Source organism: Nocardia sp. CA-084685 (assembly GCF_050955785.1).
GTDB lineage: Bacteria > Actinomycetota > Actinomycetes > Mycobacteriales > Mycobacteriaceae > Nocardia.
Genome location: NZ_CP192094.1, coordinates 3,854,734 through 3,881,062, shown reverse-complemented (window position 1 = coordinate 3,881,062; position 26,329 = coordinate 3,854,734). Strand labels below are relative to the sequence as shown.

Below are 26,329 nucleotides of genomic sequence, written 5' to 3'. Positions count from 1 at the left end.
TGAAATCGAAATATGTTGCAAGATCAAATAATTGGAAATACCCAAGGAACTGGGGTATTGCTTTTTCAGCTATTCCAGTTCACCCTCGGTCTCCAGGTAGATCTGCCGCAATCGGTCCAGTGTTGCCTGCTCCGGATGCTCCCACAACTCCCGTTGCGCCGCCTCCAGCAGCCGCTCGGCAATGCCGTGCAGCGCCCACGGGTTGGACTGTTCCATGAACTTGCGGTTCACGTCATCGAAAACGTAACTCTCCGACAGCTTCTCGTACATCCAGTCGGCCACTACATTGGTGGTGGCGTCGTAGCCGAACAGATAGTCGACGGTGGCCGCCATTTCGAAGGCGCCCTTGTAGCCGTGGCGGCGCATCGCCTCTAGCCAGCGCGGATTCACCACTCGGGCACGGAAGACGCGCGAGGTCTCCTCCGAGAGCGTGCGGGTGCGTACGGCATCGGGACGAGTGCTGTCGCCGATGTAGGCCTGCGGATTCTTACCGGTCAGCGCGCGCACGGTGGCGACCATGCCGCCGTGGTACTGGAAGTAATCGTCGGAGTCGGCGATATCGTGTTCGCGGGTGTCGGTGTTCTTGGCGGCCACCGTGATCCGTCGATATGCGGTGCGCATATCGTCGGCGGCGGGTACGCCGTCGAGGTCGCGACCGTAGGCGAAGCCGCCCCACGCCGTGTACACCTGCGCGAGGTCGTCGTCGGTTCGCCAACTCTTGGAGTCGATCAGTTGCAGTAGGCCCGCGCCGTAGGTGCCGGGTTTGGAGCCGAAGATGCGGGTGGTGGCGCGGCGCTCGTCGCCGTGTTCGGCGAGGTCGTTCTGGGCATGGGCGCGAACGTAATTCGACTCGGCGGGCTCATCGAGGTCGGCGACCAGGCGGACCGCGTCGTCGAGCAGTGCGAGCACATGCGGGAACGCGTCGCGGAAGAAACCGCTGATGCGGACCGTGACGTCGATGCGCGGGCGGCCGAGTTCGGCCAACGATATCACCTCGAGAGTGCTGACGCGGCGGCTCGCCTCATCCCAGACCGGGCGGACACCCAGCAGCGCAAGAACTTCGGCGATGTCATCGCCGGAGGTGCGCATAGCGGAGGTGCCCCACACCGACAGCCCGACCGAGCGCGGATATTCACCGTGATCGGCCTTGTACCGATCGAGCAGGGAATCCGCCATGGCCTGCCCGGTCTCCCAGGCCAGTCGTGACGGGACCGCCTTCGGATCGACCGAGTAGAAATTCCGACCGGTCGGCAGCACATTGATCAGCCCGCGCAATGGCGATCCACTCGGCCCGGCAGGAATGAAACCGCCATTGAGCGCGTGCAGGATTCGGTCGATCTCGATACCGGTCTGGCGCAGTCGGGGTACGACTTCGGTCGCAGCGAAGCGCAGCACGGTTCGCACCGCGAGGAACGTCGGGTCGGTCGCAGGTGCGGTCAATGAGTCGACAATTCCGTCGACGGCGTCCGCGGACCAGTCGGCGGCTTGCAGTGCGGCGAGCAGCCCACGTGCCTGGGTTTCCACCGCATCGACCCGTTCGCGCACCTCGGTTCCGGATTCATTCAGCCCCAAGGCTTCCCGCAGACCTGGCACATTCCGCTCACCACCCCACAATTGCCGCGCGCGCAGCATGGCGAGGACCAAGTCGAGTTCGGTCTCCCCCGCTGGCGCCTGCCCGAGGATGTGCAGACCGTCGCGGATCTGCACATCCTTGATCTCGCACAGCCAGCCATCGACGTGCAGCAGCATATCGTCGAAGACATCCTCGTCCGGCCGTTCGGCCAGGCCCAGGTCGTGGTCCATTTCGGCCGCACGCATGAGTGTCCAGATCTGCTGGCGGATGGCGGGCAGTTTGGCCGGGTCGAGGGTGGAAATATTGGCGTGTTCGTCGAGCAACTGCTCCAAACGCGAGATATCGCCATAGCTTTCGGCACGGGCCATGGGCGGGATGAGATGGTCGACAAGGGTGGCGTGCGCGCGGCGCTTGGCCTGGGTGCCCTCGCCCGGATCGTTGACCAGGAACGGGTAGATCAGCGGCAACTCACCGAGCGCGGCGTCGGTGCCGCAGGAGGCGGACATGCCGAGGGTTTTGCCGGGTAACCATTCCAGGTTGCCGTGCTTGCCGAGGTGCACCATGGCGTCGGCGGCGAATCCCTCGGGCGCGGAGATCCATCGGTAGGCCGCGAGGTAGTGGTGACTGGGCGGCAGATCCGGGTCGTGGTAGATGGCAACCGGGTTCTCGCCGAAGCCGCGCGGCGGCTGTACCATCAGCACGATATTGCCGAAACGCAATGCGGCGATGACGATTTCGCCCCTCGGGTCGGCGGAGCGGTCCACGTAGAGTTCACCGGGCGGCGGTCCCCACGCCTCGATGACCGCTTCACGCAGATCCTCGGGGAGGGTGCCGAACCAGCTGCTGTATTGGTCGGCACTGATGCGGATCGGATTGCCTTCGAGCTGTTCGGCGGTGAGCCAGTCCGGATCCTGACCGCCCGCGGCGATCAGGGCGTGGATCAGCGCGTCTCCGTCGCGTTCGGCGAGGCCAGGGACCTCGTTCTCGTCGCCGAGATCGTAGCCGGCCGCGGACATCTCGGTGAGGAGCCGGATCGCGCTGGCGGGAGTGTCCAGGCCGACGGCGTTGCCGATGCGCGCATGCTTGGTCGGATAGGCCGACATCATGATGGCGATGCGGCGCCGTTCGGCCGGGATGTGGCGCAGCCGTGCGTGCCGGACCGCGATGCCGGCGACCCGGGCCGCGCGCTCGGGATCGGGCACGTAGGTGGACAGGCCGTCGGCGTCGAATTCCTTGAAGGAGAACGGAACCGTGATGATACGGCCGTCGAACTCCGGGACGGCGACCTGGGTGGCGACGTCGAGCGGGGAGAGCCCGTCGTCGTTGGCCTCCCATTGGGCGCGGCCGCTGGTGAGGCACAGGCCCTGCAGGATCGGCACATCCAATTCGGCGAGGGCCGCGACATCCCAAGCCTCGTCATCACCGCCGGCCGATGCATTGGCGGGCTTCGTGCCGCCCGCGGCGAGCACGGTTACCACGAGTGCGTCTGCGGTGCGCAATGTGTCGAGGAGTTCCGGCTCGGCTGTGCGCAGGGACGCGCAGTACAGCGGCAAGGCTTTCGCACCCGCGTTTTCGATTGCCATGCAGAGGGCTTCGATGTAGGCGGTGTTTCCGGCGAGATGCTGTGCGCGGTAATAGATTACAGCCACAGTCGGGGAATGCTCGGCCGTTGCGCTCGGTGTGCGCTCCAACTCGCCCCAACTCGGCAGTTGTACGGGCGGTTCGAAACCGTGTCCGGTGAGCAGCACTGTATCCGAGAGGAAATTGTGCAGCTGACGGAGGTTTTCCGCACCACCGGCCGCGAGGTAGTTGTGCGCGTCGGCGGCCACACCGCCGGGCACCGTCGAGCATTCCATCAGCTCTGCGTCGGGTGCGATCTCACCGCCGAGCGCCACCATCGGCACTGCGCTGGCGCGCACGGCCGCGAGCCCGTCCTCCCAGGCGCGCTTGCCACCCAGGATCCGCACGAGCACCAGATCGACGCCGTCGAGCAGCGCGGGCAGGTCCTCGAGCAACAGTCGAGCCGGATTTCCCCACCGATATCCCGCACCGCTCGCACGCGCGCTCAACAGATCGGTGTCGGACGTCGACAGCAGCAAAATCACAGGTGGCAGCCTTCCTCGGGTGACGCGCCCATCGGTTACGGTGCTCGCCGGAGAGGGTCTGGCTTTCGACAGTGGCGCGACCGCACCGGAGTTCCACCGGTTTCCTCATCACCCGCCGAGCAACCAGATGCTAGCCCGCCGCTGCGCGCTGCTCGTCGACGGTCAGCTACTCGGCGTTCAGGTCAGGTCGGCGTTTCCGTCGATCACCTTCAGGCGGTAGTGGAATTTGTCGACCCGCCAGCCCGCGGCGCTGCGCTCGGCACCGATGCTGTAGCTGCCGACGAAGGTGCGCGTCTTGCCATGGGACGCATCGTTTTTCACGTGTACCGCGATGGCGTCGGCGTGGATTTCGGCGTGGTCGCCCTGCAGGTCGACCAGGTAGTTGCCCGCCTGATGATGGACACCGTCGAGGTCGGCCAGGCCCGTGCGCCAATCGCCGACGATATCGGTCGCAGGTCGCACCGCCACCCCGCCGCCGAAGCCACCATCGAAGTCGACCTTCGGGGTGAACACCTCCGCGAGCAGGTCATCCCAGCGCTTCTGATCTGTGTAGACGAACATCCTCGTGACAACATCGATGATCGCGAGTCGGTCGGCAACGGTGGAGATTTCACTCATTCCGCCAACCTTAATGGTGGGGCGAGGGCGACGCCGACTGGTCGGTCGCTATCGTCCGGATGCGCCCGAGCGTCAGTGCAAGGCATCGGAGATCGGTACTGTCTTGGCGGTGAGCTGCCAGGCTCGGATGTCTTCTCGTGCGGCCAGCGCCTCTCCCACTGATCAAAGCGCGCTCGGGCGGTGACGCCTCCCCAGGACGATGCGACGGTCACAGCCGAGCGGACATAGCGCCGATTGCGCGGCATTCGCGATTCGACGGTCTCGGTGGACTCGACAGTCTCGGTGGACTCGGTGGACTCGGTGGACTCGGTGGACAAGCGTCACTGCCGTCGCTGGATTTCACGACTGACCCCGCCGGCGGGCACGCGCCACAGCCGTCGCCGGACTTCGCGACTGACCCCGTCGGCGAGCACGCGCCACAGCCGTCACTGGTTACGCGGCCGCAGGGTCGTAGGCTGGATGGGTCATGACGCGTACAAATCCCGATTCCTGTCCCGGTGTGCTGCGGCTGCATCAGGCGGCCGATGGGCCGTTGGCTCGGATTCGGCTGCCTGGTGGGCGGCTGGAACCGGGGCAGTTGCAGGTTTTGGCCGAGGCCGCCGTCGAGCTCGGCGATGGGAATATCGAGCTGACCTCGCGGGGCAATGTGCAATTGCGACAGGTGCGTGATGCGGCTGCGTTGAGCGAGCGGTTGGCCGGCGCTGGGCTGTTGCCGAGCGAGACGCATGAGCGGGTGCGCAATATCGTCGCGTCGCCGCTGTCGGGACGGGTCGGTGGCTGGGCGGATGTACATGCGCTCGTTCCGGCGCTGGACACGGGATTGCGCGCCGCGCCGCGGCTGGCCGAACTGCCCGGCCGCGTGTTGTTCACCCTCGACGACGGTCGCGGCGACATCAGCGGCCTCGGCGGTGATATCGGCGTACACGCCACGGACGCCGACGAATTCGCACTCGTGCTGGCCGGTGGTGATTCCGGCATCCGAGTATCCGCGGCCGACGCGGTCCAGCTGATGCTGGCCGCGGCGCTCGCCTTCCTCGACCTCGGTTCGGGTCAATGGCGGCTGCACGAAGTCGATGACGGTGTGCGGCGAGTGATCGAAATCCTCGGCTTGTCCCCCGGCACCGAACGTCTGGAATTCGATGCCTCCCATGATATTCCGATCGGATGGCTCGACCAGGACAACGGTCTGGTCAGCCTCGGCGCGGCCGTTCGCCTCGGCTCCCTACCCGCCCGCATCGCCGAATTCATCGCCGCCATCGAACGCCCGATCTTCATCACCCCCTGGCGCAGCCTGGTGGTCACCGATCTAGCGGAATGGCCCGCCGAACAGGTCGTCCGCGTACTGGCCCCCATGGGCCTGATCTTCGACGCCAACTCCCCTTGGCTCCAGGTCAGCGCCTGCGCAGGCCGACCCGGCTGCGCAAAAGCGCTCACCGATGTCCGCGCGGACGCCACTGCCGCGGTCGAATCCGGCCGGGTACTGGCCCCTGACGACCGGCCCGCCGCGGAGAGCGATTCCAGCGGGGCAGCAGATCTCGGTGCGACCATCGAAGTTCACAGCGCTGACGACGTCACGGTCTCGGGCCGCCAACATTGGTCCGGCTGTGAACGTCGCTGCGGCCGCCCCCGCGGCCCGGTCACCGATATCGTCGCCACCGAAAACGGTTACCGCATCGGCTGACATCGGCCCAGCGAGCGACCGCAGGAAGTTCGGGCCCACCATATCGGGCCGCCGTCCGCAGGCCGACCATCCGGCGCCGCCTTGGTTCGGTACCGGCTGAAATCCATGCCGCAAGCGGACCGATCAAGGACACCGCGCGAACGATGCCAGCACACCGTGTCGCGTATCGCGCATGGCAAGTGGACCGAGCGTTTGCCGCAAATAGCCCAGGCGATCTGGCTCTCGGGCACGGCCCGTGGCACGGTGAGGGCAGCGGTTGACTCGTGGGAGGAGTGTTCCGATGACGGTCGGGCGGCTGGGTGACGCGGAGATCGACGCGATGTCGGCGCAGGAGCGGCGAGAGTTGATTCGGCGATTGCAGTTGCCGCCGGAGCGGGTATTGCCGCGGCCGGAGGTGGTGCGGATTCATCGGCGGGTGCGGTTGACGCTGATGGTGGGTGGGTCCATCGCGTTGATTCCGTGGATCGTGTATCTCGCGGTGTCGCTGCCGCCCGATTATCAGGCGCGTAATTGGACGCTGACCTGGGTCGGGTTCGACATCCTGCTGGTCATCATGATGGCGACGACCGCCTATCTCGGCTGGCAACGCAAGCAGCAGCTGATGCTGCCCGCATTCGGTACCGGCCTGTTGTTGCTCGTGGATGCCTGGTTCGACATCACGACCGCCAACTCACGCGATGTCTGGTTCTCCATCGTGATCGCCTGCGTCGGGGAAATCCCCCTCGCCCTGCTACAGATCAGCGGCGCACTCCTGCTGTTCGAATTCGTCGCCGAAGTCCATCCGTTGGCCGAACCGGGCGTCAGCGGTTGGCGCACCGAACTGCCGTTCTAACAGCGATGCTCGCGATTATGAAGCGACCGCGGTCGGCGCACTCCGTGGATCCTCGTGAATCTCCAACGTGCAGCACTTCACCCCACCACCGGCCTTCAACAACTCCGACAGATCGACGCCCACCGGGTTGTACCCCTGCGCACGCAACTCCGAAGCCAGGTTGTCGGCGCGGCTGCTGATGAAGACATTCAGCCCATCGGAGACGCCGTTCAGTCCGAGAACCACCGCATCATCAACGGTGGCGAGGATGGCATCCGGATAGAGCTCGGCCAGTATCGCCTGACTCGCAGCACTGAAGGCGGGCGCGAAGTACGCGACATTCATGTCATCGAGGACCATCAGCGCTGTATCCAGGTGATAGAAGCGCGGATCGACCAGTTCGAGCGAAACCACCGGCAGATCGAAGTACCGCTGGACCTCACGGTGTGCCGCAATCGAACTCCGGAATCCGGTCGCGGCCAGCATGCGCTCACCAACCAGCAGGAAGTCACCTTCGCCCTCATTGATTTCCTGCGCCCCGATCAACTCCACCAGCCCCAGCTGCGCGAACCAGCGGTGATACGCGGGACCTTCCGCGGCCCGCTCGGCATGGGTGAACCGCGCCGACATCGCCCGATCACCCACGATCAACCCGCTATTCGCGGCGAAAACCATATCGGGCAGACCGGGCTCCCCGGGTACCACATCGATGCGATGGCCGTAATGCTCGAATGTCGCGCGCAGTGTCTCCCACTGTGACAGCGCCAGCGCACGATCGACGGGTTGCTGCGGATTCATCCACGGATTAATCGAGTAGCAGACATCGAAATGATCCGGACGGCACATCACGAACTCCCGTGGCGATGGCTGCCGCACGGGCTCGAAACGGAGGGTGGCTACAGAGGTCAACGTGTCTCCCGGAGGTAGGCGCGGAGCATTCCACTGACACGAAGGTAATTCGCCTAGTATTGCGCCAGAAACAACGATTCATTGCGCATGACCGGGACAATCCAGCGAATCATTGCGCCGATCGGGAGTGGGTGTGGCGTGGATAACATCGACCGGCAGATCCTGGCGCATCTGCTCAAGTCGGCGCGCGCCTCCTTCCAGGAGATCGGCGCGAAGGTCGGATTGTCCGCGCCCGCGGTGAAGCGGCGCGTCGACAAGATGGTCGCCAGCCGCCAGATCACCGGCTTTACCGCACTGGTCAACCCGGCCGCACTCGGTTGGACCACCGAGGCCTACGTCGAGGTCTACTACCGCGACAACATCACACCCGCCGAACTGCGCCGCAGCCTCGAACCGATCCCCCAGGTAGTCGGCGTCTGGACCATCGCAGGCGAAGCCGACGCCCTGGTCCACGTCATGGCGACCGACATGGCCGAAATCGAATCCACCGTAGAACGCATCCGCGAAAACACCCGAGTAGGCCGCACTCGCAGCTCCATAGTCATGTCCCGAATCCTCGAACGTCCCCGCACCTGATCCGCCGAGAACGCATCCACGCAGACCCTCTCGACGTTTCCGCCACCATCGCATTCTCGACCCGCAGCGGGGGTGGGGAGGAAGGGCTCATATGGTGGGGGGCATGTCCGCTGTTTACGTCACTGATGGGGCCGAGATCTATCGGCGGTCGTTTGCGATGATTCGGGCGGAGGCGGATCTGAGTGGGTTTCCGCCGGATGTGGCGCAGGTTGTGGTGCGGATGATTCATGGCTGCGGGCAGGTGGATCTGGCGGGGGACGTGGCGTTTTCGCCTGGTGTGGTGGCGGCGGCGCGAAGCGGGCTGCGCGCGGGGGCTCCTATTCTTTGTGATGCGCAGATGGTCGCGTCCGGTGTGACGCGCAAGCGGTTGCCTGCCGACAATGATGTGATCTGCACCCTCGGCGATTCGCGGGTGCCGGAACTGGCTGCGGCAATGGGCAATACGCGGTCGGCCGCGGCGCTGGAGTTGTGGCGTGATCGCCTCGAGGGCGCGGTAGTCGCCATCGGGAACGCACCGACGGCGCTGTTCCATCTGCTCGACATGATCGAAGCGGGTGCGCCGCGACCCGCTGCCATCCTGGGCATCCCGGTCGGCTTCGTCGGGGCTGCCGAATCCAAGGACGCGCTGATCGAATTCGGCGGGATCGAATATCTGACGGTGCGTGGGCGGCGCGGTGGCAGCGCCATTACCGCGTCGGCACTGAATGCGATTGCGAGCGAACAGGAATGAGCAGCGGCAAGTTGTGGGGTGTCGGACTCGGCCCCGGAGATCCGGAGCTGGTGACGGTGAAGGCGGCGCGGGTGATCGCCGAAGCCGATGTCATCGCCTTCCACAGCGCACGCCATGGCCGCAGCATCTCGCGCGGCATCGCCGCGCCGTACATGCGCGCTGGCCAACTCGAAGAACACCTGATCTACCCGGTGACCACCGAGACGACCGACCACCCCGGCGGCTATCAGGGCGCCATCGACGAGTTCTATGAGCAGGCCGCCGAACGCCTGGCCACGCACCTGGTGGCAGGCCGGTCCGTCGCGCTGCTCGCCGCGGGCGATCCGCTGTTCTACAGCTCGTACATGCACATGCACCGTCGATTGGCCGACCGGTTCGAAGCCGAGATCATCCCCGGCATCACCTCGGTGAGCGCGGCCGCGGCTGCCCTCGGCACCCCGCTCGTCGAAGGAGAGCAGGTGCTGACCGTCCTGCCGGGCACCATGCCCACCGACGAACTCACCCGCCGCCTCCGCGACACCGACGCCGCCGCCATCATGAAACTCGGCCGCACCTATCCTGGTGTGCGCCGAGCACTCTCGGATTCCGGCCGCCTCGCCGACGCCTACTACATCGAACGCGCGAGCAGCGCCCGCGAGCGTGTGCTCGCCGCCGATGAGGTCGATGACGCGGACGTGCCGTACTTCTCGATCACCCTCGTTCCCGGCCCCCAACCGACAACCACACTGCCCCTTGCGAATTCGGTGCAAGTTCGACAGTCTGCCGTCGGCACGACGGCCACCCCGATCGCGAACGCCTGGTCGAACGGAACCATCGACGCCAGCAACGAATCGGCGGCGGACCGCACCGTCGTCCCCGTACCGCAGCAGACGTCTCCACTGTCCCTTCCGAACCCGGTGCGAAATCAGCATTCCTCCGTCGATCCGGCGACCACCCCGGTCACGAACGCCGGATCAATCGGAATCAGCGCGGAATCCGCGGCAGACGTGCGCCTCGCGAATCCAGAACCGGATCCGCACCGCTCGGTACAACAGGCCGACGCCGAACTAGCCCGCGTGGATACCAGAGACGCCGTCGGCCCCGGCGAAGTCGTAGTCGTCGGGCTCGGCCCCGGCTCACCCGACTGGACCACGCCCGAAGTCGAACGAGCACTCGCCGAGGCCACCGATCTGGTCGGCTACACGACCTACATCAATCGGGTGCCGTCACGGCCCGGGCAGCGCAGGCACGCCAGCGACAACCGGGTGGAATCCGAACGTGCCGCCATGGCATTGGATCTCGCGAAGCACGGGGCCAAGGTCGTTGTCGTCTCCTCGGGTGACCCCGGGGTTTTCGCGATGGCGGCCGCGGTACTCGAGGAATCCGCCGATCCGCACTGGCAAGGGGTGCCGGTGCGAGTACTGCCCGGGCTCACCGCGGCCAATGCCGTGGCCAGCCGGGTCGGCGCGCCGCTCGGCCATGATTACGCGATGATCTCGCTCTCGGATCGGCTCAAGCCGTGGGAGGTTGTCGCGCAACGACTTTCGGCGGTAGCCGCGGCCGATATGGCGATCGCGATCTACAACCCGGCCTCCAGTCAACGCACCTGGCAGGTCGCCGCGATGCGTGAGGTGCTGCTCGAACATCGCAAGCCCGATACGCCGGTGGTGCTCGCTCGCGATGTCGGCGGACCCACCGAATCCGTCCGTGTGGTCACTCTCGCCGAATTGGATCCGGCCGAGGTCGATATGCGCACACTGCTGATCATCGGCGCCTCCACCACCGCCGTCATCGAGTCCGACCATGGCATCAGGGTCTACACCTCGCGCCGCTACCAACGCTGATTCCGATTCTGCAGGAACCGTGCATATTTCGACACAGGTTCGGCCACGCTGAAGGCATGAACAACAGCGGGCCGGACGGACCGCGACAACCGGAAAGGCAATTCCAATGCGCACACTGAAGCTCCAGGTCCAGACCACCATCGACGGCTACATGTCCGGGCCGCACGGCGAGATGGACTGGATGACTTTCCAGTGGTCCGATGACCTCGCCGCGCGCATCACCGCCATCACCGCCGAATTCGACACCATCGTGCTCGGCCGGAAACTCGCCGAGGGGTTCATCCCGCATTGGGCCTCGAAGCCAGAACACGAGCCCCAGGCGGCCATCGACAAGATGAACAACACGCCCAAGGTCGTGATCTCCGACAGCCTCACCGAATCGCCCTGGGAGAACACCGTCGTCGCGGGCGGTGATCTCGCCGAGACCATCAACAATCTCAAGTCCCAGCCGGGTGGCGACATCATCGTCTACGGCGGTGCCACCCTCGTCGCGAATCTGATCGCCGAGGGCCTCATCGATGACCTGCACCTGTTCGTCAGCCCGACCGCGATCGGCGCGGGCCTGCCGGTCTTCCGCGGCACCACCCGACTCGACCTGGTCTCCGCCGCTGGATTCGAGTGCGGCGTGACCGAGCTGCACTACCGGCCGAAGAGCGCCTGACCGCAGCATCGTCGGGGATGTCGATCGGCATCCCCGCCGAGACCAGCGCCACCACAGCCGCACGGGCCGTGCCGTGAATTCGTTTCCGCCCCAGGCAATCGCGAACATCGCGACCGCGACACCCCACCAATGCCGCACACTCTGCCGAAGTCCCGGCAACCCGGTGTCGATCGCGAGCAGCGTGGCCGCTATAGGCCTCGCATTTCCCACTGGTGCACGCCGGACATATGCGCGACGAGCGCGATGGCGAATCCGCCCGCATCGCCGATTTCGATCAGATCGGCTAGTCGCATGTGCTGTTCGATAATGCGGGCGGTATCGGTCGAACCACGGTGCAGTGCGGCGCTGTTCATGCGACGCTGCCGCTCCCGCAGCGAGTCGTAGAACCCGGTGAATAACGGATTGTCCGCAGCGACGACGTAGGTGCGGTGAAAATCCCTGTCCGCCACCGCGCAGCGCTCGAATTCCGCGGCAGCGGCGAGCTCGCGCTGGCGGTCCAACGAGGCGTGCAGTTCGGTGATCAGCGCGGAACGCTGCCGCGCTACCACCGCATGGACCGCCCCGGTCTCCACGACATAGCGAGCATGGACGACGTGTTCGGCCTCGGTGGCCGGAATCGGCACCACCAGCGCGCCCCGCTTGGGATACAGCCGCATCCAGCCCTCCACCTCGAGTCGCAAGAATGCCTTCCGCACCGGGGTCCGCGACATACCGAGATCGGCTGCGATCTCGCCCTCACTGATCAGCTCACCGCCCGGCAATGCGCCGGTCAGGAGGCGTTCCTTGGCCTCGCGATAGGCGAGTTCAGCAGATGAATACGTCTTATATACAAGTTGCATCTAAGCGACACCCCGCGGCAGCCCTCCACCGATCGCCAGTGAAGTCGTATAACATTCCACTATGGAACGTTGAGATCGAAGGGAGCAGTCCGTTGGCGAACACCTCGACGCAACGCAAAACACTGAATTCCACGGCGGCCTCGCTGCTCGGATTTCTGCACGACGGTCCCATGTCGGGTTGGGATCTGGTGGCGCAGGCCCAGGACCGGATCGGCGACTTCTGGACCATTACCCAAAGCCAGGTCTATCGGGAACTGGCCGCCATGGACGCGGCCGGACTCGTCGATAAGGGTGAGACCGGGGCGCGCGACCGCACCCCCTATCAGATCACCGACGCCGGTCGGGAAGCATTCCTCGAATGGATCGCCCGCGACCCGGGCGCGGAAACCATTCGGGTGCCACTGCTACTGACCCTATCCTTCGGCAAGCACGTCGATCCCGATCACCTCGATCGAATCATCGCCACCAACAAGGACATTCACCAGCAACGCCTCGACCGCTATCTCAACGACGACCACACCGACATGTCTCCCTATCAACGCGCCACTCTCGAATTCGGCATCGGCTACGAGCGCACAGTTCTCGCCTGGTTCGACCGTCTGCCCGACATACTCGGCCGCTGAATCAGCGAGATGCGATATCCCGCAACCACCTCCACGCCGCGTCCACGGATTCCACGACCACCGCACCGGGCGGCAGCGCGGGACGGTCGACGACGACCACGGGAAGGCCCGCGGTGCGAGCGGCATCGAGCTTGGCGGCGGTCTGATCGCCGCCACTGTCCTTGGTGACCAGCACATCGATCCGGTGTTTCCTCAGCAAACGCTGCTCATCCGCCGGTGCGAAAGGCCCACGCGCGAGCAGCAATTCGTGGTGCGGCGGCAGCGCCCCGGTGGGTGGATCAATGGCGCGGATCAGAAACCACTGCTTTGTCAGGCCTGCGAAGGCCGCGACACCTTGGCGGCCGATCGTGAGGAAGACGCGCTCGCCCAGCTCGGCGACCTCCCGCACCGCCGCGTCGAGGTCGGGCACCCGGATCCACCGATCACCGGGCTGTTCGGACCATCCCGGCCGCCGCACATGCAGTATCGGCAGACCGAGATCCGTTGCGGCACTATGCGCGTTCGCACTGATCGTGCCCGCGAACGGATGTGTGGCATTGATGACGACAGCGATCTCATTATTCGCCAACCACTTCCGCAGCCCCACGACACCACCGAAGCCGCCGATCCGAACCGGCCCCTCCGGCAGCAATGGGTCGCGAACACGACCGGCGAGCGAGGAGACGATATCGAATCCTCGTTCGCCGGAAGCGATGTGGGCGATTTCCCTGGCTTCCCGGGTGCCGCCCAGAATCAGAGTGCTCAGGGCTGCCCGCTGAAGTAGGCGATGCCCGCATTGATCAGGTTCGGACCGCCCGCGATGAGCAGGCCGATCAGCGCACCCACCGGCAGACCGATACCGAAGAAGAAGAATCCGATGATGGCGCCGATCAGCGCACCGAGCGAGGCGCGCTGCAGTTCGCTGAAGAACCACTCCTGCGAGGAGATGGCCTCGGCACTGATCGCCGCGATCGGCTCGACCTGCGGTGTCAGCGTCAGCTTCTGCCCTGCGGGGTCGATGGTGGCCGCGATCGGGATCAACTGCGCGCCAACCTGCGCCTTCAGCGGAATCGAGGTGACGACGGCACCTTCGGTGTTCTTCACAGTGACGTAGTTCTGATCGGCATCGAGACTGAAAGCGCCGCCGGTGACGGCCGCGACAATCGACTTGTCGACCAGCTGCACCGCGTAGTTCACACCATGGTCCTCGCCCTGCACGGCTGGCGCGGCCTGGTTCTGCACGGCCGGCGCGGGTGCGGCGGGAGCGGCGCCGGAGGTACCCGCCGCGATACCGGTGGCGGCCACGGTCATCAACGCGGTGGCAGCGAACTTCTTGTACTTCATAAATCTCCCCAACAGGACAGGGATCCGGCGATAGCGTCCGGATCTCGGGCACCGACCCTACCGCCGGCCTCACCCGCGAAGCGATATTTTCAGACCGATCCGCGTTTCACAACGGCCCACTGGGTGACGGGCAGTTGCGGCCGCCAGGTGGTGAACTTGCCGAGGGCTTCGGCCCGGTAAATCTGAAACTTCCGCAGTTCACCGCCGTGCGCGGCGGCCCAAGTCAATAGCAGTGCTTCGGATTCCGCCGTCACGGCATTCGCCACCAATCGACCACCCTGGCGTAGACGCGACCAGCATGTCTCGAGTACGCCATCTTGAGTGAGCCCGCCACCGATAAATATTGCGTCCGGAGGCAAAGATTCGGTAGATTTTCCGATGTCGGTGCGTATATCTCCAAACACATCGATGCAGGGAACACCAAGGGCGGCGGCGTTGTCGGCGATCTGCCGCCGCCGGTGTTCGAGTCGCTCGAAGCTCACCGCTCGACAGCCAGGATGGGTGCGGCACCATTCGATCGCGATACTGCCCGAACCCCCGCCGACATCCCACAGCAATTCCCCGGGCGCGGGCGCCAGCGCGGCCAGTGTCAACGCTCTGACCTCGGATTTGGTGAGTTGACCGTCACCGCCGAAGAGCTCGTCCGGCAGGCCGGGTACACGCGTCGCACGCAGGTGTTTCGGATCGGCGACGCAGTCGATGGCGACGATATTGAGCGGATCACCGCAAGCAAGCTCCCACCCTGCCGCGCGATCGCGCACTACCCGTTCGTGCGGGCCGCCCAACTGCTCGAGCACGGTCAACGTCGACTCCCCGAAACCATTGTTCCGTAACAGCTCCGCGACCTGTCCCGGTGTGCGCTCGTCCGCGCTCAGCACCAACACCCGACGCCCGTCCGCCAACTCGGGCAATACGGTCTCCACCGGCCTTCCCACCGCGCTCACCACCGGAGTTTCCGCCAACGCCCAGCCCAGCCGCGCACATGCCAGCGATGCCGATGATGCCTGCGGATATACCCGCAGGTGGTCCGCCCCGAACAGCCGCGCCAATGTCACCCCGATGCCGTAGAACATCGGATCCCCGCTGGCCAGCACACATATCTGCCGATCGGTGTGATCGGCGAACAGACCGCGCAGTGCGGGGACCAATGGTGAAGGCCACGCCCGCCGCGTCACCATGACGTCCCGTGGAATCAGTTCGAGTTGCCGCACCGAACCGAATACCACCTCGGCATCCGAGACCGCTTTGCGCGCAGCCTCGCCGAGCCCGCTCCACCCGTCGGCGCCGATACCGACCACTGTGATCGGCGATCCGCTCCACTCTGCCGTCACCGCGGCATCCGACGCCAGATGGGTTGGGGCAGTAGACGGATAGCGAAGATGACCGGACGCAGGATGCCGGGAACCCAGACCCGACCGGCACGGCGGCGCAGACCGCGCACGACCGCATCGGCCACCTGGTCGGGGGTGCTGGACATCGGCGCCGGGTCCATGCCGTCGGTCATCCGGCCGATCACGAACCCACAGCGCAGCAGCAGCAGGTGAACACCGCTGCCGTGCAACGCATCCGCGAGCCCGCTGGCGAATCCGTCCAGACCTGCCTTCGCCGAACCGTAGACGTAATTGGCCCGACGCACGCGCGCACCCGCGAACGAGCTGAATACGACGAGCTGTCCGCTGCCCTGTGCGCGAAGCTGATTCGCCAGAATGGTGAGCACGCTGATCTGCGCGACGTAGTCGGTATGCACCACCGCGATCGCATGTGCGGGATCGCGTTCGGCCCGCGCCTGATCCCCGAGTACGCCGAATGCGACCACCGCGACCCCGATGCGCCCGTATTCGGCCGCGATCTTCTCCAGCAGCGCGGGATGACTCGCCGTATCGTCCGCATCGAACTCGACGGTATGCACTGCCGTCGCCCCGGCCGCCGCAACCGCCGCACCCTCCTGCGTCAACTCTGCACTGCGCCGCGCCGCCAGTATCACCACTCGCCCTGGAGCCAGCCGCCGCGCCACCGCGAGCCCGATTTCACTGCGGCCCCCGAGTACCAGCACCGACCCCTCGGCAATTCCACGCGATCCCATGCCGCCAGTCTCGCACCCCGCCCCGATATCCCGATCGGCCAGGTCAGACGATCTCGAGCTGATAGGAGGCCTCGACCCAGAAGCCGCCCGGCTCGTATTCTCCACCGAAGGTGAGGATGTAGTCACCGCGGAGCAAGTCGTCCAGCCTGCACCACAGTCCCCAGGCCGTCGCCTTGAAACGGCCGGTCACCGGGAACGGGCCGCCAGCTGCCGCGTTGACCCGGAATGCGGCGCGGTTGGTCACTTCCAGCAGCGGCAATTCGACGCCATTGAGCTCAGCGTGACCGCTCGCCGTCGGAGCCACCGGCGGCCGACTGCCGAATGGGAAGAACGACCTTTCGACCTTCTGGAACATATTGAAGACGGGAAAGAAGATCGGCCGACCGAATGGCACAGAGCAGCTTCGGCTGACCTTGCCACCGAAAGTTCCGGCGAGGAACCAGACATCGCCGGGCTGACTTTCAGCCGCGCACGCTCCAGTCTCGTCGCAGACCGGATTCTTGGCGATCGGAATCGACATGGCCCACTGCCACCATCGAGCGGCCAACTGGACATTCGTGCTCTGCATCCTGAACCCCTCGATCGTCGATCTCGGCGTCAGAATATCCGAGCGCGCACCGAACATCGAACTGACCAGTTCGTACCGAAGGTGTCCACTCGGTATGTGCCGGTGCCGCGTGGCCCCCATACCGCTACGGTCAGGGGATGCCGACCAGCACCACACAGCTGTCCACTGCCGCACTCGAATTCGTCACCGAGCGCCACCTCGCGACCTTGACAACCCTGCGCGCCGACGGCACACCGCATGTGGTCGCCGTGGGTTTCACCTGGGATGCGGAACCCGGGATCGCACGAGTGATCACCAACGACGGCTCGGTGAAGGTGCGCAATGTGCGGCGCTCCGGTTACGCGGCAGTGAGCCAGGTGGACGGTATCCGTTGGATCACCTTGGAAGGCCCGGCCACAGTGCTCGACGATCCGGTCGACGTCGCGGAAGCCGTCGACCGTTATGCGGGCCGCTACCGAGTCCCCCGCGAGAACCCGACCCGCGTCGTGATCGCCATCCAAGTCCAGCGCGTACTCTCCAGCAGCACCCTCGCGGACACTTCGGCCTGAACCCACCGGCAACCACCTCTGGGACCCGAAGTCATTGCGCCCCAGGCTACTTCGCCGACTCTCGGCGCCGTCGCCGAGCAGGCGCGAACTCATCGAGTCGGCGAAGCTTCTACACGCTCGCCACAAGCAACACGCTGTACTTCGCCCGGACCCCACCCACTTCAGAGCACCGTCAACCCATGCGGCCGCTGGTTCATCGACTCGCAGCCGTCCTCGGTCACCACGACGATGTCCTCGATGCGTGCGCCCCAATCGCCGCGGAAATAGATCCCGGGTTCGATGCTGAAGGCCATGCCGGGTTCCAGCACCAGGCTGTTGCCTTCGACGATATAGGGCTCCTCATGGACCGAGAGGCCGATGCCGTGGCCGGTGCGGTGGACGAAGGCGGGGCCTAAACCAGCTTCGGCCAACAGGTTTCGGGCCGCGGCGTCGACCGATTCGGCGGTGACACCTGGACGGACGGCGGAGACAGCGGCAGCTTGGGCGCGCTCCAGTTCCCCGAATTGCGTGGCCACTGTCGGGTTGGGTGCTCCGAGGACGTAGGTGCGGGTCGAGTCCGAGTAGTAGCCGGGGTCGACCGGACCGCCGATATCGATCACCACCACATCTCCGGCTTCGATGCGGCGATCGGAGACGCCGTGGTGCGGGTCGGCACCGTGTGCTCCGCTACCGACGATGACGAACGCAGCCTCGGTATGTCCCTCCTCGACAATGGCCGCCGCGATATCCGCGCCGACCTCGGCCTCGGTGCGCCCGACCTGTAGGAATTCCCCCATCCGCGCATGCACCCGATCGATGGCCGCACCCGCGCGACGCAGCGCCTCGATTTCGGCCTGGTCCTTGATCATGCGCAGTTCCCGCAGCACCGGCGTGGCCGAAGTGGGCAGTCCACTGACGGATTCGGCCAACGGCAGCAGATGCAATGCGGGCATGACATCGGTGACCGCGACCCGGGAGCCGACATGCAGAGACGACTTCACGAGCTGATACGGATCGACGCCGTCGACCCAGTCCAGTACCTGCAGACCGAGTTCCCCCGCCGCCGAACCTTCCAGTGACGCCAACTCGAGCTTCGGAATAACAACCGACGGGGTGGCACCATCCGATGTGATCACCAGACAGGTCAGTCGCTCGAAGGACTCTGCCGCCGAGCCGATGAGATACCGCAGGTCCGGACCCGGCGTGATCAATAGTGCGTCCAGATGAGCGGCGCGCATCAATTGCACCGCCCGTTCGAGTCGATCACCGTAGACATCCGCCGCGAATCGGGACTCCGTGTGCGAGCTCATACCGCCCGACGTTACCCGTCCCCGACATTCACCCGAATACGAATACCGATCACCCGAGGTTGTCATTGCGGACAGGTAGCCTCAGCGGCGTGAACACTGCGACTTCCGGTGAGCCCCTGCTGTTGCTCGATGGCGCGAGCCTGTGGTTCCGCGCGTTCCACGCGATTCCGGAGAAGATCACCGCGTCCGACGGCCGACCGGTGAACGCGCTGCGCGGCTTCACCGATATGGTCGCCTCACTCATCACCAAGCACACGCCGAGCCGGTTGGTCGTCTGCCTGGACCTGGAATGGCGCCCCGCATTCCGGGTGGCGCTGGTGCCGACCTACAAGACCCACCGCCTCGACACCGCCGCCGATGCCGCACTCGGCGCCGAGGACGTGCCCGATACCCTGACCCCGCAGGTCGAGATGATCCTCGATGTGCTCGCCGCGGCGGGCCTCGCTACCGGCGGCGCGGTCGGACTCGAGGCCGACGACGTGCTCGGCACGCTGGCCACCCGCGAGCGCTCCGATCCGGTGGTGGTCGTCAGCGGCGACCGTGACCTGCTCCAACTCGTCCGCGACGATCCGGCGCCGCCGGTGCGCGTGCTCTATGCCGGGCGCGGCCTCGCCAAGGCCGAATTGTTCGGCCCGGCGGAGGTGTCCGCCAAATACGGTGTGCCACTGGAGAATGCGGGCCTGGCTTATGCGGATATGGCGACCCTGCGCGGCGACTCTTCCGATGGACTGCCCGGCGTCGCCGGTATCGGTGAGAAGTCCGCTGCGATGCTCATCTCCCGCTTCGGATCCCTCGACGCGCTCACCGCGGCGGTCGACGACCCCGCCGCCGATCTGGCGCAGGGCATTCGCGCCAAACTCCGCGCCGCCGAGACATACCTGAAGGCCGCCGCCCCGGTCACCCGCGTGGTCTGCGACGCCGATGTGGAACTGTCCTGCCCCGATACTCTCCCCAGGACCCCCGTCGACCCGGACCGCCTCCGCGAACTGGCCGCCGCCTACAACGCGGAGAGCCCCATCACCCGCCTCATCACGGCACTGGCCGCGGCGCGTACGGCGTAACCGCGGGCCACGCACAGGAACGGGGACCTCACATACCCGGTAGTGGCCTCGCAGAGGTTGTGCAGCGTGGGCGAGGTACTCACAACCTGTGCGCCAGTACTGCCTGTCCGTTTCGAGCCCTCCGGCCGCGCAATCGGCGTGAGCCGGGACGAGGTACTCGGCATTGTCTGCTCCACTCGGCAGTCTGGCCCACCCTCGAGCACAAGCCGGGCCTACCCGGACGCAAACTTGGCCAACCCGAGCGCATCTCGGCCTACCGAGCGCAGCTTGTACCCCGAGTGCGTCTTGGCCTACGCAGGGCAGAAAACGGGCGCGTGGCCACATCTATGTACTCGCCACCTACGACGAGCAGCGGGGCCGCCCCACCGACACCCGCTCGCCAACCTCGACCGATGAACCCTCAGTTCGGGCGGCCGACCTCGTAGGTGCCGTCGTCCTTGGTGATCTTGACTGTGACCTTCTTCTGCTCACCGCTGACCTTCAGGTCACAGGTGAAGGTCGCGTCGACCTTGACCTGCTGGCCGGAGGGGCAGGAGACATCGGCGACGTCCTGGATCCCGTAGGAATCCGAGAGCACCTTCTTGACGCCGTCCTGCACGGCGGCCTGGTCGAGCTCGTCCTTGCCGGTCAGCACGAGTACCAGCACGACAATGGCGCCGATGACGGCAACCGCGAGCACACCGAGGCCGATGAACAGGCCCTTGCTCTTGCCGCCGCTGCTCGGCTGCGGGGTCTGCTGCTGCCACGGTTGCTGCTGGCCCTGCTGCCAGGGCTGTTGTCCCTGCTGTGCCGACCAGTCCTGCTGGGTCGGCTGCTGCTGCCCCCACTGCGGCTGATTCGGCTGACTGGGCTGGGGCTGGCCCCACTGCGGCTGGCTCGGCTGACTGGGCTGGGGCTGGCCCCACTGCGGCTGACTGGGCTGGCTCTGCGGATTCGGCTGACCCCACGGCTGCTGCGCGTTCGGATCGCCCCACTGCTGGGTCGGCTGCGACTGTGGGGTACCACCCCACTGCTGGGTCGGTCCGGCTGCACCGGGTGCCTGCTGTCCGCGCCACTGCTGGGTGGGCTCGTTGCGTCCCTCCCCGGGACCAGGGGCGTCGTTCGGTCCGTACGGGCCGCTCATCTGGTTGCCTCCACTCGCATCGTTATACACACGGTAGCCCCCCGCGTGAGACTCGTCGCACAACAGGACCGACCCGGTATGAGGTGCGATCCTGTCCGACTCCTCCGCCACGGTCGGTACGCGAAGAAATCAAATCACAATCGAATCGGCTACGCGGCGTCCACGGCTACGACACCCCGTCGGATCGCGCGCACGGCCTTGGCTGCGGTCCCCGCGACCTCGACATCGTCGGCGGTTCCCTGGATCTGATCGAGCAGATCGATCACCTGTCGGCACCACCGCACGAAATCGCCAGCCGACAGCGGCGCGTTCTGATCACCGCTGGCCAGCAACGACTCGGCCAACCCATCGCCGCGCGCCCATTTGTAAACACCTGTCACGAAACCGAGATCCGGTTCGCGGGTGGGCGGCAGCTTGTGCCGTGCCTCATCCGAGCGCAACTCGCTCCACACGCCGACGGTCGCGCCGACCGCACGGCGCACCGGCTCGGTTGGGCCGCTGGCACCGAGATAGCCGCCCTCCTGGCGGGATTCGTACACCAGAATGGACACCACCGCCGCCAATTCGGCCGGGCCCAGCCCGCGCCACAGCCCCTGTCGCAGACATTCGGCGACCAGCAGATCGCTTTCGGCGTAGATCCTGGCCAGCCGACGACCGTCGGCAGTCACCTCGCCCGCGTCCACGAACCCACGCTCCTGGAGCAGGCCGAGGATCCGATCGAAGGTGCGCGCCAACGAATTGGTAGTCGCGGCAACCTTCTGGCGCATCGTCTCGGTCTCGCGCAGCAGCCGGTTGTAGCGCTCGCCGACCCGGCTCATCTGTTCGCGATCGGGCCGGGTGTGCGCCGGATGCGAACGCAGACTACGCCGCAAAGTCGATAGCTCGCGGTCCTCGCCCGCCTTCGAACGATCGCCTCGCCGCGACCGACCCGGCGCGGAGATACCGGTGCTGCGCAATGCCGAGGCCAGATCGCGCCGAGTCCGTGCCGTGCGGTGATCGATCTTGCGCGGCAGCCGCATATGGCCGAGGGTCTTGGCGGGTACCGGGAAATCGGCGACCGACACCCGTCCCGCCCATTTGTCCTCGGTCAGCACCAGCGGACGCGGATCCCCCGGCGTGGCATCCGGCTCCAAAATCACCGCGAGCCCCGCCCGACGCCCCGACGGAATGGCCACCACATCGCCGCGCCGCAGGGATACCAGCGCGTCGACCGCGGCCCCGCGCCGATCGGCCCGACCTTGCTGTTCGATCTGCCGTTCGCGCTGCTTGATCCGCTCGCGCAGGGAAATGTATTCCAGGAAGCCGCCGTCCTCGCCGCCGAGTTGATCGCGCAACTTGCGCAGCTGCCCCTCGTTGCGCTCGATCCCGCGCACCAATCCCACTACCGATCGGTCGGCCTGGAACTGCGCGAAGGACCGCTCCAGCAGCGCCCGCGACTCGTCCGCGCCCATCCGATCGATCAGATTGATCGACATGTTGTAGCCCGGCCGGAACGAACTGCGCAGCGGATAGGTTCGGGTGGATGCCAGACCGGCGACCGCACTGGTGTCGACCTCGGGCTGCCACAGCACCACCGCATGGCCCTCGACATCGATTCCGCGCCGTCCGGCCCGACCAGTGAGCTGTGTGTACTCCCCCGGCGTCAGCTCCGCGTGCGACTCACCGTTGTATTTGACCAGCCGTTCGAGCACTACCGTCCGCGCGGGCATATTGATGCCCAATGCCAGTGTCTCCGTGGCGAATACGGCCCGCACCAAGCCGCGCACGAACAGTTCCTCGACGGTATGCCGGAAGGCGGGCAACATGCCCGCGTGATGCGCGGCCAGGCCCCGGCGCAGCGCCTCGCGCCACTCCCAGTAGCCGAGCACCTCGAGATCACCTTTGGGCAGATCCCCGGTGTGCTTCTCGATGATCGCATCGATCTCTTCGGCCTCGTCCGCACGGCTGAGATCCAGTCGAGAACGCAGGCATTGGACAAGTGCGCCATCGCATCCGGCCCGGCTGAAGATGAAGGTGATCGCGGGCAGCAGCCCTTCCTCATCGAGTTTGGCCAGCACCTCCGGCCGGGGCAACGGCCGGAAGTTGCGGTTCCCACCGCGACCGCGCGGTCCGCCACCCCACCCGTTCATCCGGTCCGCTGCCTCGCGGTGGCGGATATAGCGCACCAGATCCTCGTCGACGAGTACCTTCTGCTCGCTGGAATTGGTATCGAACAGATCGAACATCCGCCGCCCGACCATAACGTGCTGCCACAGTGGCACCGGGCGCGTCTCGTCGACGACCACCGCCGTATCGCCGCGCACGGTCTCCATCCACGCGCCGAATTCCTCGGCATTGCTGACCGTCGCGGACAGGCTGACCAGCCGCACATCCGGTGACAGATGCAGGATGACCTCCTCCCAGACCGCGCCGCGGAAGCGGTCGGCGAGGTAGTGCACCTCGTCCATCACCACATACGACAGTCCGCGCAGCGCGTCCGAGGAGGCGTAGAGCATATTGCGCAGCACCTCGGTGGTCATCACGACCACCGGCGCGTCCGGGTTGATCGACTGGTCACCGGTGAGCAGGCCGACCTGGTCGCGTCCGTGCCGCTCGGTCAGATCGGCGAACTTCTGGTTCGACAGCGCCTTGATCGGCGTGGTGTAGAAACACTTTCCGCCCGCCGCCAATGCGAGGTGCACCGCGAATTCGCCGACGACGGTCTTACCCGCGCCGGTGGGAGCACAGACCAGCACGCTGTGCCCGCCCTCGAGGGCTTTGCAGGCATTGCGCTGGAAGGGATCCAACCCGAAAGTCAGCTCGGCGGAGAACTTTGCCAGCTCGCCCGCCTGCGACTGGTGATACGTCACGCTCAGAGGGTATCGGAGTAGTCCGACACTGGGGGATGGTCGCCGGCGGAGCCGGCGGGGTGGGTAGGCATAGCTCGCGCCGATTTCTCCGGGGGGTCCATGATCGAATCGGCCGGGTTGATCGGATCGGGGCCGGAGATCGTGGAGGCGTCCTCATCCGAGAGTGCCGCCAATTCCTCGGCCTCCCGACGCGCGCGCCGCTTGTCGTTGATCCGGGAGAACTGGATGGCGACCTCGAACAGCACCGTCAGGGCCAGCGCCAATGCCAGCATGGAGAAAGGATCCTGCGGGGTCACGATCGCGGCGAAGACGAAGAGCCCGAAGACAATTCCGCGCCGCCACTTGGCGAGCTTGTCGTAGTGCAGCACCCCGACCAGATTCAATCCGACTACCAGCAGCGGAATTTCGAAGCTGACACCGAAGATAACGAGCAGCTGGATGATGAAGCTGAAGTATTGCGAACCGCTCAGCGCGGTGATCTGCGCGTTGTTGCCGATGTTCAGCAGGAAGCTCAACGCATGCGCGACAACCCAATACGCGAGTACGGCGCCGGTCACGAACAGCGCGCTGCCGGAGGTGACGAATCCGACCGCGTACTTGCGTTCCTTCGCGTACAGACCGGGTGTGATGAAGGCCCAGATCTGAGACAGCCACACCGGGGCGGCCAATACCACGCCGGCGGTCATGCCGACCTTCAGTCGCAGCATGAACTGTTCGAAGGGCGCGGTCGCGAGCAGGCGGCAAGCGCCATCGGTGGTGAGCACGGCCCGCGACGAGGCGGGTAGCGAACAGTACGGTCCCGTGAGCAGTGAACCCAGGCTTTCGATGCCGAAGACCGTGTGCGCGTACCAGAAGAAGCCGAACAGCGTGGTGACGACGACCGCGGCGATCGAGACCAGCAGCCGACGGCGCAGCTCCTGCAGATGCTCGACCAACGACATGGTGCCGTCGGGATTCGTCCTGCGCTTACTGCGCCGGGGATCGAACGGGATTCGCATGGTGGTGTGTTGGCCCCTGAGGTCGACGGTGCCCGCGGCGGTCGGCGGGCAACAGCACTGCGCTCGGAGCGAGTTCGCTACTCACCCCGGCGGCAAAAGCTGGGCTCAGAGCGACTTCGGCTGGGCCTGGGGCTCGGCCTGCGGCTGCGCGACCGTCGGCTGGACAGCCGAAGCCTGCGGAAGTTCGGCGGCCGGTTGCTGGGCCGGTGCCGTACTTGCCTGCGCGTTGCTCTCGCTCTGCATCTGGCTGACTTCGCTCTTGAAGATGCGCAGCGAGCGGCCCAGGCTGCGGGCGGCATCGGGCATACGCTTCGCGCCGAAGAACATCACGAAGACCGCGGCGATGATCAGCCAGTGCCAGATGCTCAGACTGCCCATGATTAAACCTCCAAAGAATGTGGTAGCTCCGATGCTACCGGACTATGACATGCGAGAACGCCCGCCTCCATCTGCGTTCAACCGCACCTATACGACACGAAGTTCGCGGGCCGAGGCGTTCAAGATCGCCGCGCGGCCGTTCGCAGTTGCTCCAACAGTTCCGGTCCGGTCCAGTCGCGGCCATCGCCGTTTTCGGCGGCCACGATCAGCTCGATGAGTCGCTGATTGACCGGTGTCGGCAGTCCCACCATCGCACCGAGACCGACGATCTCCCCGCACAACCAGGAGATTTCGGTCTTTCGACCGAGTGCGAGGTCATCGGCCATGGACGAGCGCGCCTGCGGATCGATCGCCAGCACCGTCGCGGCGACCCGGCGGAAGATTCCGTCCGGAACGGTCAGCAACCGGGCCATCCATTCCGGCGGCAGCGGCGTCAGCCGGGCGGGGCGAATTCGCGCTCTGTTCATCGCGGCCAGCGCCTCGCGCTGGGTGAGTGCCAGGCAACGCCGGAAGTCGCGGTCGGACAGTTCCTCGCGCAATGGCAGACCGGATAGCGCATTGATCGGATTGTTGAGGTTGAGCAGCAGCTTCGCCCATTGCACCGGCAGCAGGTCCGGATACCGCCGCAGTGCCAGACCGGCCAGCGCGAAGACCTCGGTGAACTGCGCCAGGGCCGGATCGTCCTGCACCGCGAGTCCGCCCTCGGTGCCGCGGTGAAAGCGCCCGTCGGGATGATGCACGACGTTGAACATCACCATGCCCGCCAGCACCACGCAGGTGGGCAGGATTTCGCGGATCACCTTGTCGTTGCCGATCCCGTTCTGCAGGCTCAGCACCACGGTGCCGGGACGTATCTTGCCGTCGAGATCGCGCACGGCCGTCGCGGTCGCTGCCGACTTCACCGTCACCAGCACCAGATCGGCGGATCCGACATCCTCCGGCGTGGTCGACACCCGCACCGCATCCCCCGCTACCTCGACGTCACCGCCGTCGAGGTCGGTGAGCCGCAGCCCGGACGCGCTGATCTCGTCCAGCACCCGCTGGCGACCGACGAAAGTGACGTCGGCGCCGGCGGCCGCCAGCTTTCCGCCGACAAAGGAGCCGATGCTCCCGGCCCCCAGGACCAGCACCCGGGCGGGTGCCATCACCTCACTCACGCC

The 26,329-nt window shown here is 65.9% G+C and carries 24 protein-coding genes; 9 read left to right on the top strand and 15 right to left on the bottom strand.

Features of this window, described 5'->3' with window-relative positions; translation table 11 throughout:
* Positions 1–69: 69 nt before the first annotated feature.
* Both cobN and ACQP2U_RS17630 read right to left on the bottom strand, forming a co-directional pair.
* Positions 70–3,678, bottom strand: a complete 3,609-nt coding sequence (gene cobN / locus ACQP2U_RS17635; RefSeq protein WP_433715650.1) for a cobaltochelatase subunit CobN — start codon at positions 3,676–3,678, stop codon at positions 70–72.
* A 177-nt stretch (positions 3,679–3,855) separates the two neighbouring features.
* Positions 3,856–4,296, bottom strand: coding sequence for a nuclear transport factor 2 family protein (locus tag ACQP2U_RS17630; RefSeq protein WP_433715649.1), 441 nt, complete (start codon positions 4,294–4,296; stop codon positions 3,856–3,858).
* Positions 4,297–4,762: 466 nt separating this feature from the next.
* Here ACQP2U_RS17630 and cobG point away from each other — a divergent pair, with 466 nt between their 5' ends.
* Both cobG and ACQP2U_RS17620 read left to right on the top strand, forming a co-directional pair.
* Positions 4,763–5,977 carry a precorrin-3B synthase gene (gene cobG / locus ACQP2U_RS17625; protein ID WP_433715648.1) on the top strand — a complete coding sequence of 405 codons (1,215 nt, stop codon included), beginning with the start codon at positions 4,763–4,765 and terminating at the stop codon, positions 5,975–5,977.
* Positions 5,978–6,257: 280 nt separating this feature from the next.
* The gene (locus ACQP2U_RS17620; RefSeq protein WP_433715647.1) at positions 6,258–6,809 is read left to right on the top strand and encodes a hypothetical protein; all 552 of its coding nucleotides are present in this window, start codon (positions 6,258–6,260) and stop codon (positions 6,807–6,809) included.
* A gap of 15 nt (positions 6,810–6,824) precedes the next feature.
* Here ACQP2U_RS17620 and ddaH read toward each other — a convergent pair whose 3' ends face one another.
* A complete protein-coding gene (ddaH, locus tag ACQP2U_RS17615) occupies positions 6,825–7,697 on the bottom strand; it encodes a dimethylargininase (protein ID WP_433715646.1) in 873 nt (290 codons plus the stop codon).
* A gap of 138 nt (positions 7,698–7,835) precedes the next feature.
* On the opposite strand from ddaH, the gene ACQP2U_RS17610 reads away from it, so the two are divergent.
* The 4 genes from ACQP2U_RS17610 (at position 7,836) to ACQP2U_RS17595 (ending at position 11,487) form a co-directional block, all read left to right on the top strand.
* A complete protein-coding gene (locus tag ACQP2U_RS17610) occupies positions 7,836–8,273 on the top strand; it encodes an Lrp/AsnC family transcriptional regulator (RefSeq protein WP_397038543.1) in 438 nt (145 codons plus the stop codon).
* A 103-nt stretch (positions 8,274–8,376) separates the two neighbouring features.
* Positions 8,377–9,003 carry a precorrin-8X methylmutase gene (locus ACQP2U_RS17605; RefSeq protein ID WP_397038544.1) on the top strand — a complete coding sequence of 209 codons (627 nt, stop codon included), beginning with the start codon at positions 8,377–8,379 and terminating at the stop codon, positions 9,001–9,003.
* Entirely contained in the window at positions 9,000–10,826 is a 1,827-nt protein-coding gene (gene cobJ, locus ACQP2U_RS17600; RefSeq protein ID WP_433715645.1) for a precorrin-3B C(17)-methyltransferase, read from the top strand. The genes ACQP2U_RS17605 and cobJ overlap by 4 nt, the downstream gene beginning before the upstream one ends.
* Before the next feature lie 106 nt (positions 10,827–10,932).
* Positions 10,933–11,487, top strand: a complete 555-nt coding sequence (locus tag ACQP2U_RS17595) for a dihydrofolate reductase family protein (RefSeq protein WP_433715644.1) — start codon at positions 10,933–10,935, stop codon at positions 11,485–11,487.
* 188 nt (positions 11,488–11,675) lie between these two features.
* Here the strand turns inward: ACQP2U_RS17595 and ACQP2U_RS17590 are convergent, their stop codons facing one another.
* Positions 11,676–12,326, bottom strand: a complete 651-nt coding sequence (locus ACQP2U_RS17590; protein ID WP_433715643.1) for a GntR family transcriptional regulator — start codon at positions 12,324–12,326, stop codon at positions 11,676–11,678.
* A gap of 92 nt (positions 12,327–12,418) precedes the next feature.
* Here ACQP2U_RS17590 and ACQP2U_RS17585 point away from each other — a divergent pair, with 92 nt between their 5' ends.
* A complete protein-coding gene (locus ACQP2U_RS17585; protein WP_433715642.1) occupies positions 12,419–12,949 on the top strand; it encodes a PadR family transcriptional regulator in 531 nt (176 codons plus the stop codon).
* 1 nt (position 12,950) lies between these two features.
* On the opposite strand, the gene ACQP2U_RS17580 is transcribed toward ACQP2U_RS17585, so the two are convergent.
* The 5 genes from ACQP2U_RS17580 to ACQP2U_RS17560 form a co-directional block, all read right to left on the bottom strand.
* Positions 12,951–13,694, bottom strand: a complete 744-nt coding sequence (locus ACQP2U_RS17580; RefSeq protein ID WP_433716505.1) for a cobalt-precorrin-6A reductase — start codon at positions 13,692–13,694, stop codon at positions 12,951–12,953.
* Complete coding sequence (locus ACQP2U_RS17575) at positions 13,691–14,272, bottom strand: hypothetical protein (protein WP_433715641.1); 582 nt, start codon at positions 14,270–14,272, stop codon at positions 13,691–13,693. Before ACQP2U_RS17575 ends, ACQP2U_RS17580 begins: the two co-directional genes overlap by 4 nt.
* 89 nt (positions 14,273–14,361) lie before the next feature.
* Complete coding sequence (cbiE, locus tag ACQP2U_RS17570; RefSeq protein ID WP_433716504.1) at positions 14,362–15,621, bottom strand: precorrin-6y C5,15-methyltransferase (decarboxylating) subunit CbiE; 1,260 nt, start codon at positions 15,619–15,621, stop codon at positions 14,362–14,364.
* Positions 15,600–16,355, bottom strand: coding sequence for an SDR family NAD(P)-dependent oxidoreductase (locus ACQP2U_RS17565; RefSeq protein WP_433715640.1), 756 nt, complete (start codon positions 16,353–16,355; stop codon positions 15,600–15,602). The genes cbiE and ACQP2U_RS17565 overlap by 22 nt, the downstream gene beginning before the upstream one ends.
* Before the next feature lie 43 nt (positions 16,356–16,398).
* Positions 16,399–16,923, bottom strand: a complete 525-nt coding sequence (locus ACQP2U_RS17560) for a hypothetical protein (protein ID WP_397038555.1) — start codon at positions 16,921–16,923, stop codon at positions 16,399–16,401.
* 137 nt (positions 16,924–17,060) lie between these two features.
* Between ACQP2U_RS17560 and ACQP2U_RS17555 the strand changes: the two genes are divergently transcribed.
* The gene (locus tag ACQP2U_RS17555; RefSeq protein ID WP_433715639.1) at positions 17,061–17,471 is read left to right on the top strand and encodes a PPOX class F420-dependent oxidoreductase; all 411 of its coding nucleotides are present in this window, start codon (positions 17,061–17,063) and stop codon (positions 17,469–17,471) included.
* A 161-nt stretch (positions 17,472–17,632) separates the two neighbouring features.
* Here ACQP2U_RS17555 and ACQP2U_RS17550 read toward each other — a convergent pair whose 3' ends face one another.
* Complete coding sequence (locus ACQP2U_RS17550) at positions 17,633–18,760, bottom strand: M24 family metallopeptidase (protein ID WP_397038558.1); 1,128 nt, start codon at positions 18,758–18,760, stop codon at positions 17,633–17,635.
* Between the two features lie 89 nt (positions 18,761–18,849).
* Here ACQP2U_RS17550 and ACQP2U_RS17545 point away from each other — a divergent pair, with 89 nt between their 5' ends.
* Positions 18,850–19,821: a 5'-3' exonuclease gene (locus ACQP2U_RS17545; protein ID WP_433715638.1), complete on the top strand. Its 972-nt coding sequence runs from the start codon at positions 18,850–18,852 to the stop codon at positions 19,819–19,821.
* A 400-nt stretch (positions 19,822–20,221) separates the two neighbouring features.
* Here ACQP2U_RS17545 and ACQP2U_RS17540 read toward each other — a convergent pair whose 3' ends face one another.
* From ACQP2U_RS17540 to ACQP2U_RS17520, 5 genes are all read right to left on the bottom strand, one after another.
* A complete protein-coding gene (locus tag ACQP2U_RS17540; protein ID WP_433715637.1) occupies positions 20,222–20,944 on the bottom strand; it encodes a DUF4333 domain-containing protein in 723 nt (240 codons plus the stop codon).
* Between the two features lie 149 nt (positions 20,945–21,093).
* Positions 21,094–23,799, bottom strand: coding sequence for a DEAD/DEAH box helicase (locus tag ACQP2U_RS17535; RefSeq protein WP_433716503.1), 2,706 nt, complete (start codon positions 23,797–23,799; stop codon positions 21,094–21,096).
* Entirely contained in the window at positions 23,796–24,791 is a 996-nt protein-coding gene (gene tatC, locus ACQP2U_RS17530; protein ID WP_433715636.1) for a twin-arginine translocase subunit TatC, read from the bottom strand. The genes ACQP2U_RS17535 and tatC overlap by 4 nt, the downstream gene beginning before the upstream one ends.
* 105 nt (positions 24,792–24,896) lie before the next feature.
* A complete protein-coding gene (gene tatA, locus ACQP2U_RS17525) occupies positions 24,897–25,169 on the bottom strand; it encodes a Sec-independent protein translocase subunit TatA (RefSeq protein ID WP_397038565.1) in 273 nt (90 codons plus the stop codon).
* Between the two features lie 119 nt (positions 25,170–25,288).
* A complete protein-coding gene (locus ACQP2U_RS17520; RefSeq protein WP_433716502.1) occupies positions 25,289–26,314 on the bottom strand; it encodes a 2-dehydropantoate 2-reductase in 1,026 nt (341 codons plus the stop codon).
* Between the last annotated feature and the right edge of the window lie 15 nt (positions 26,315–26,329).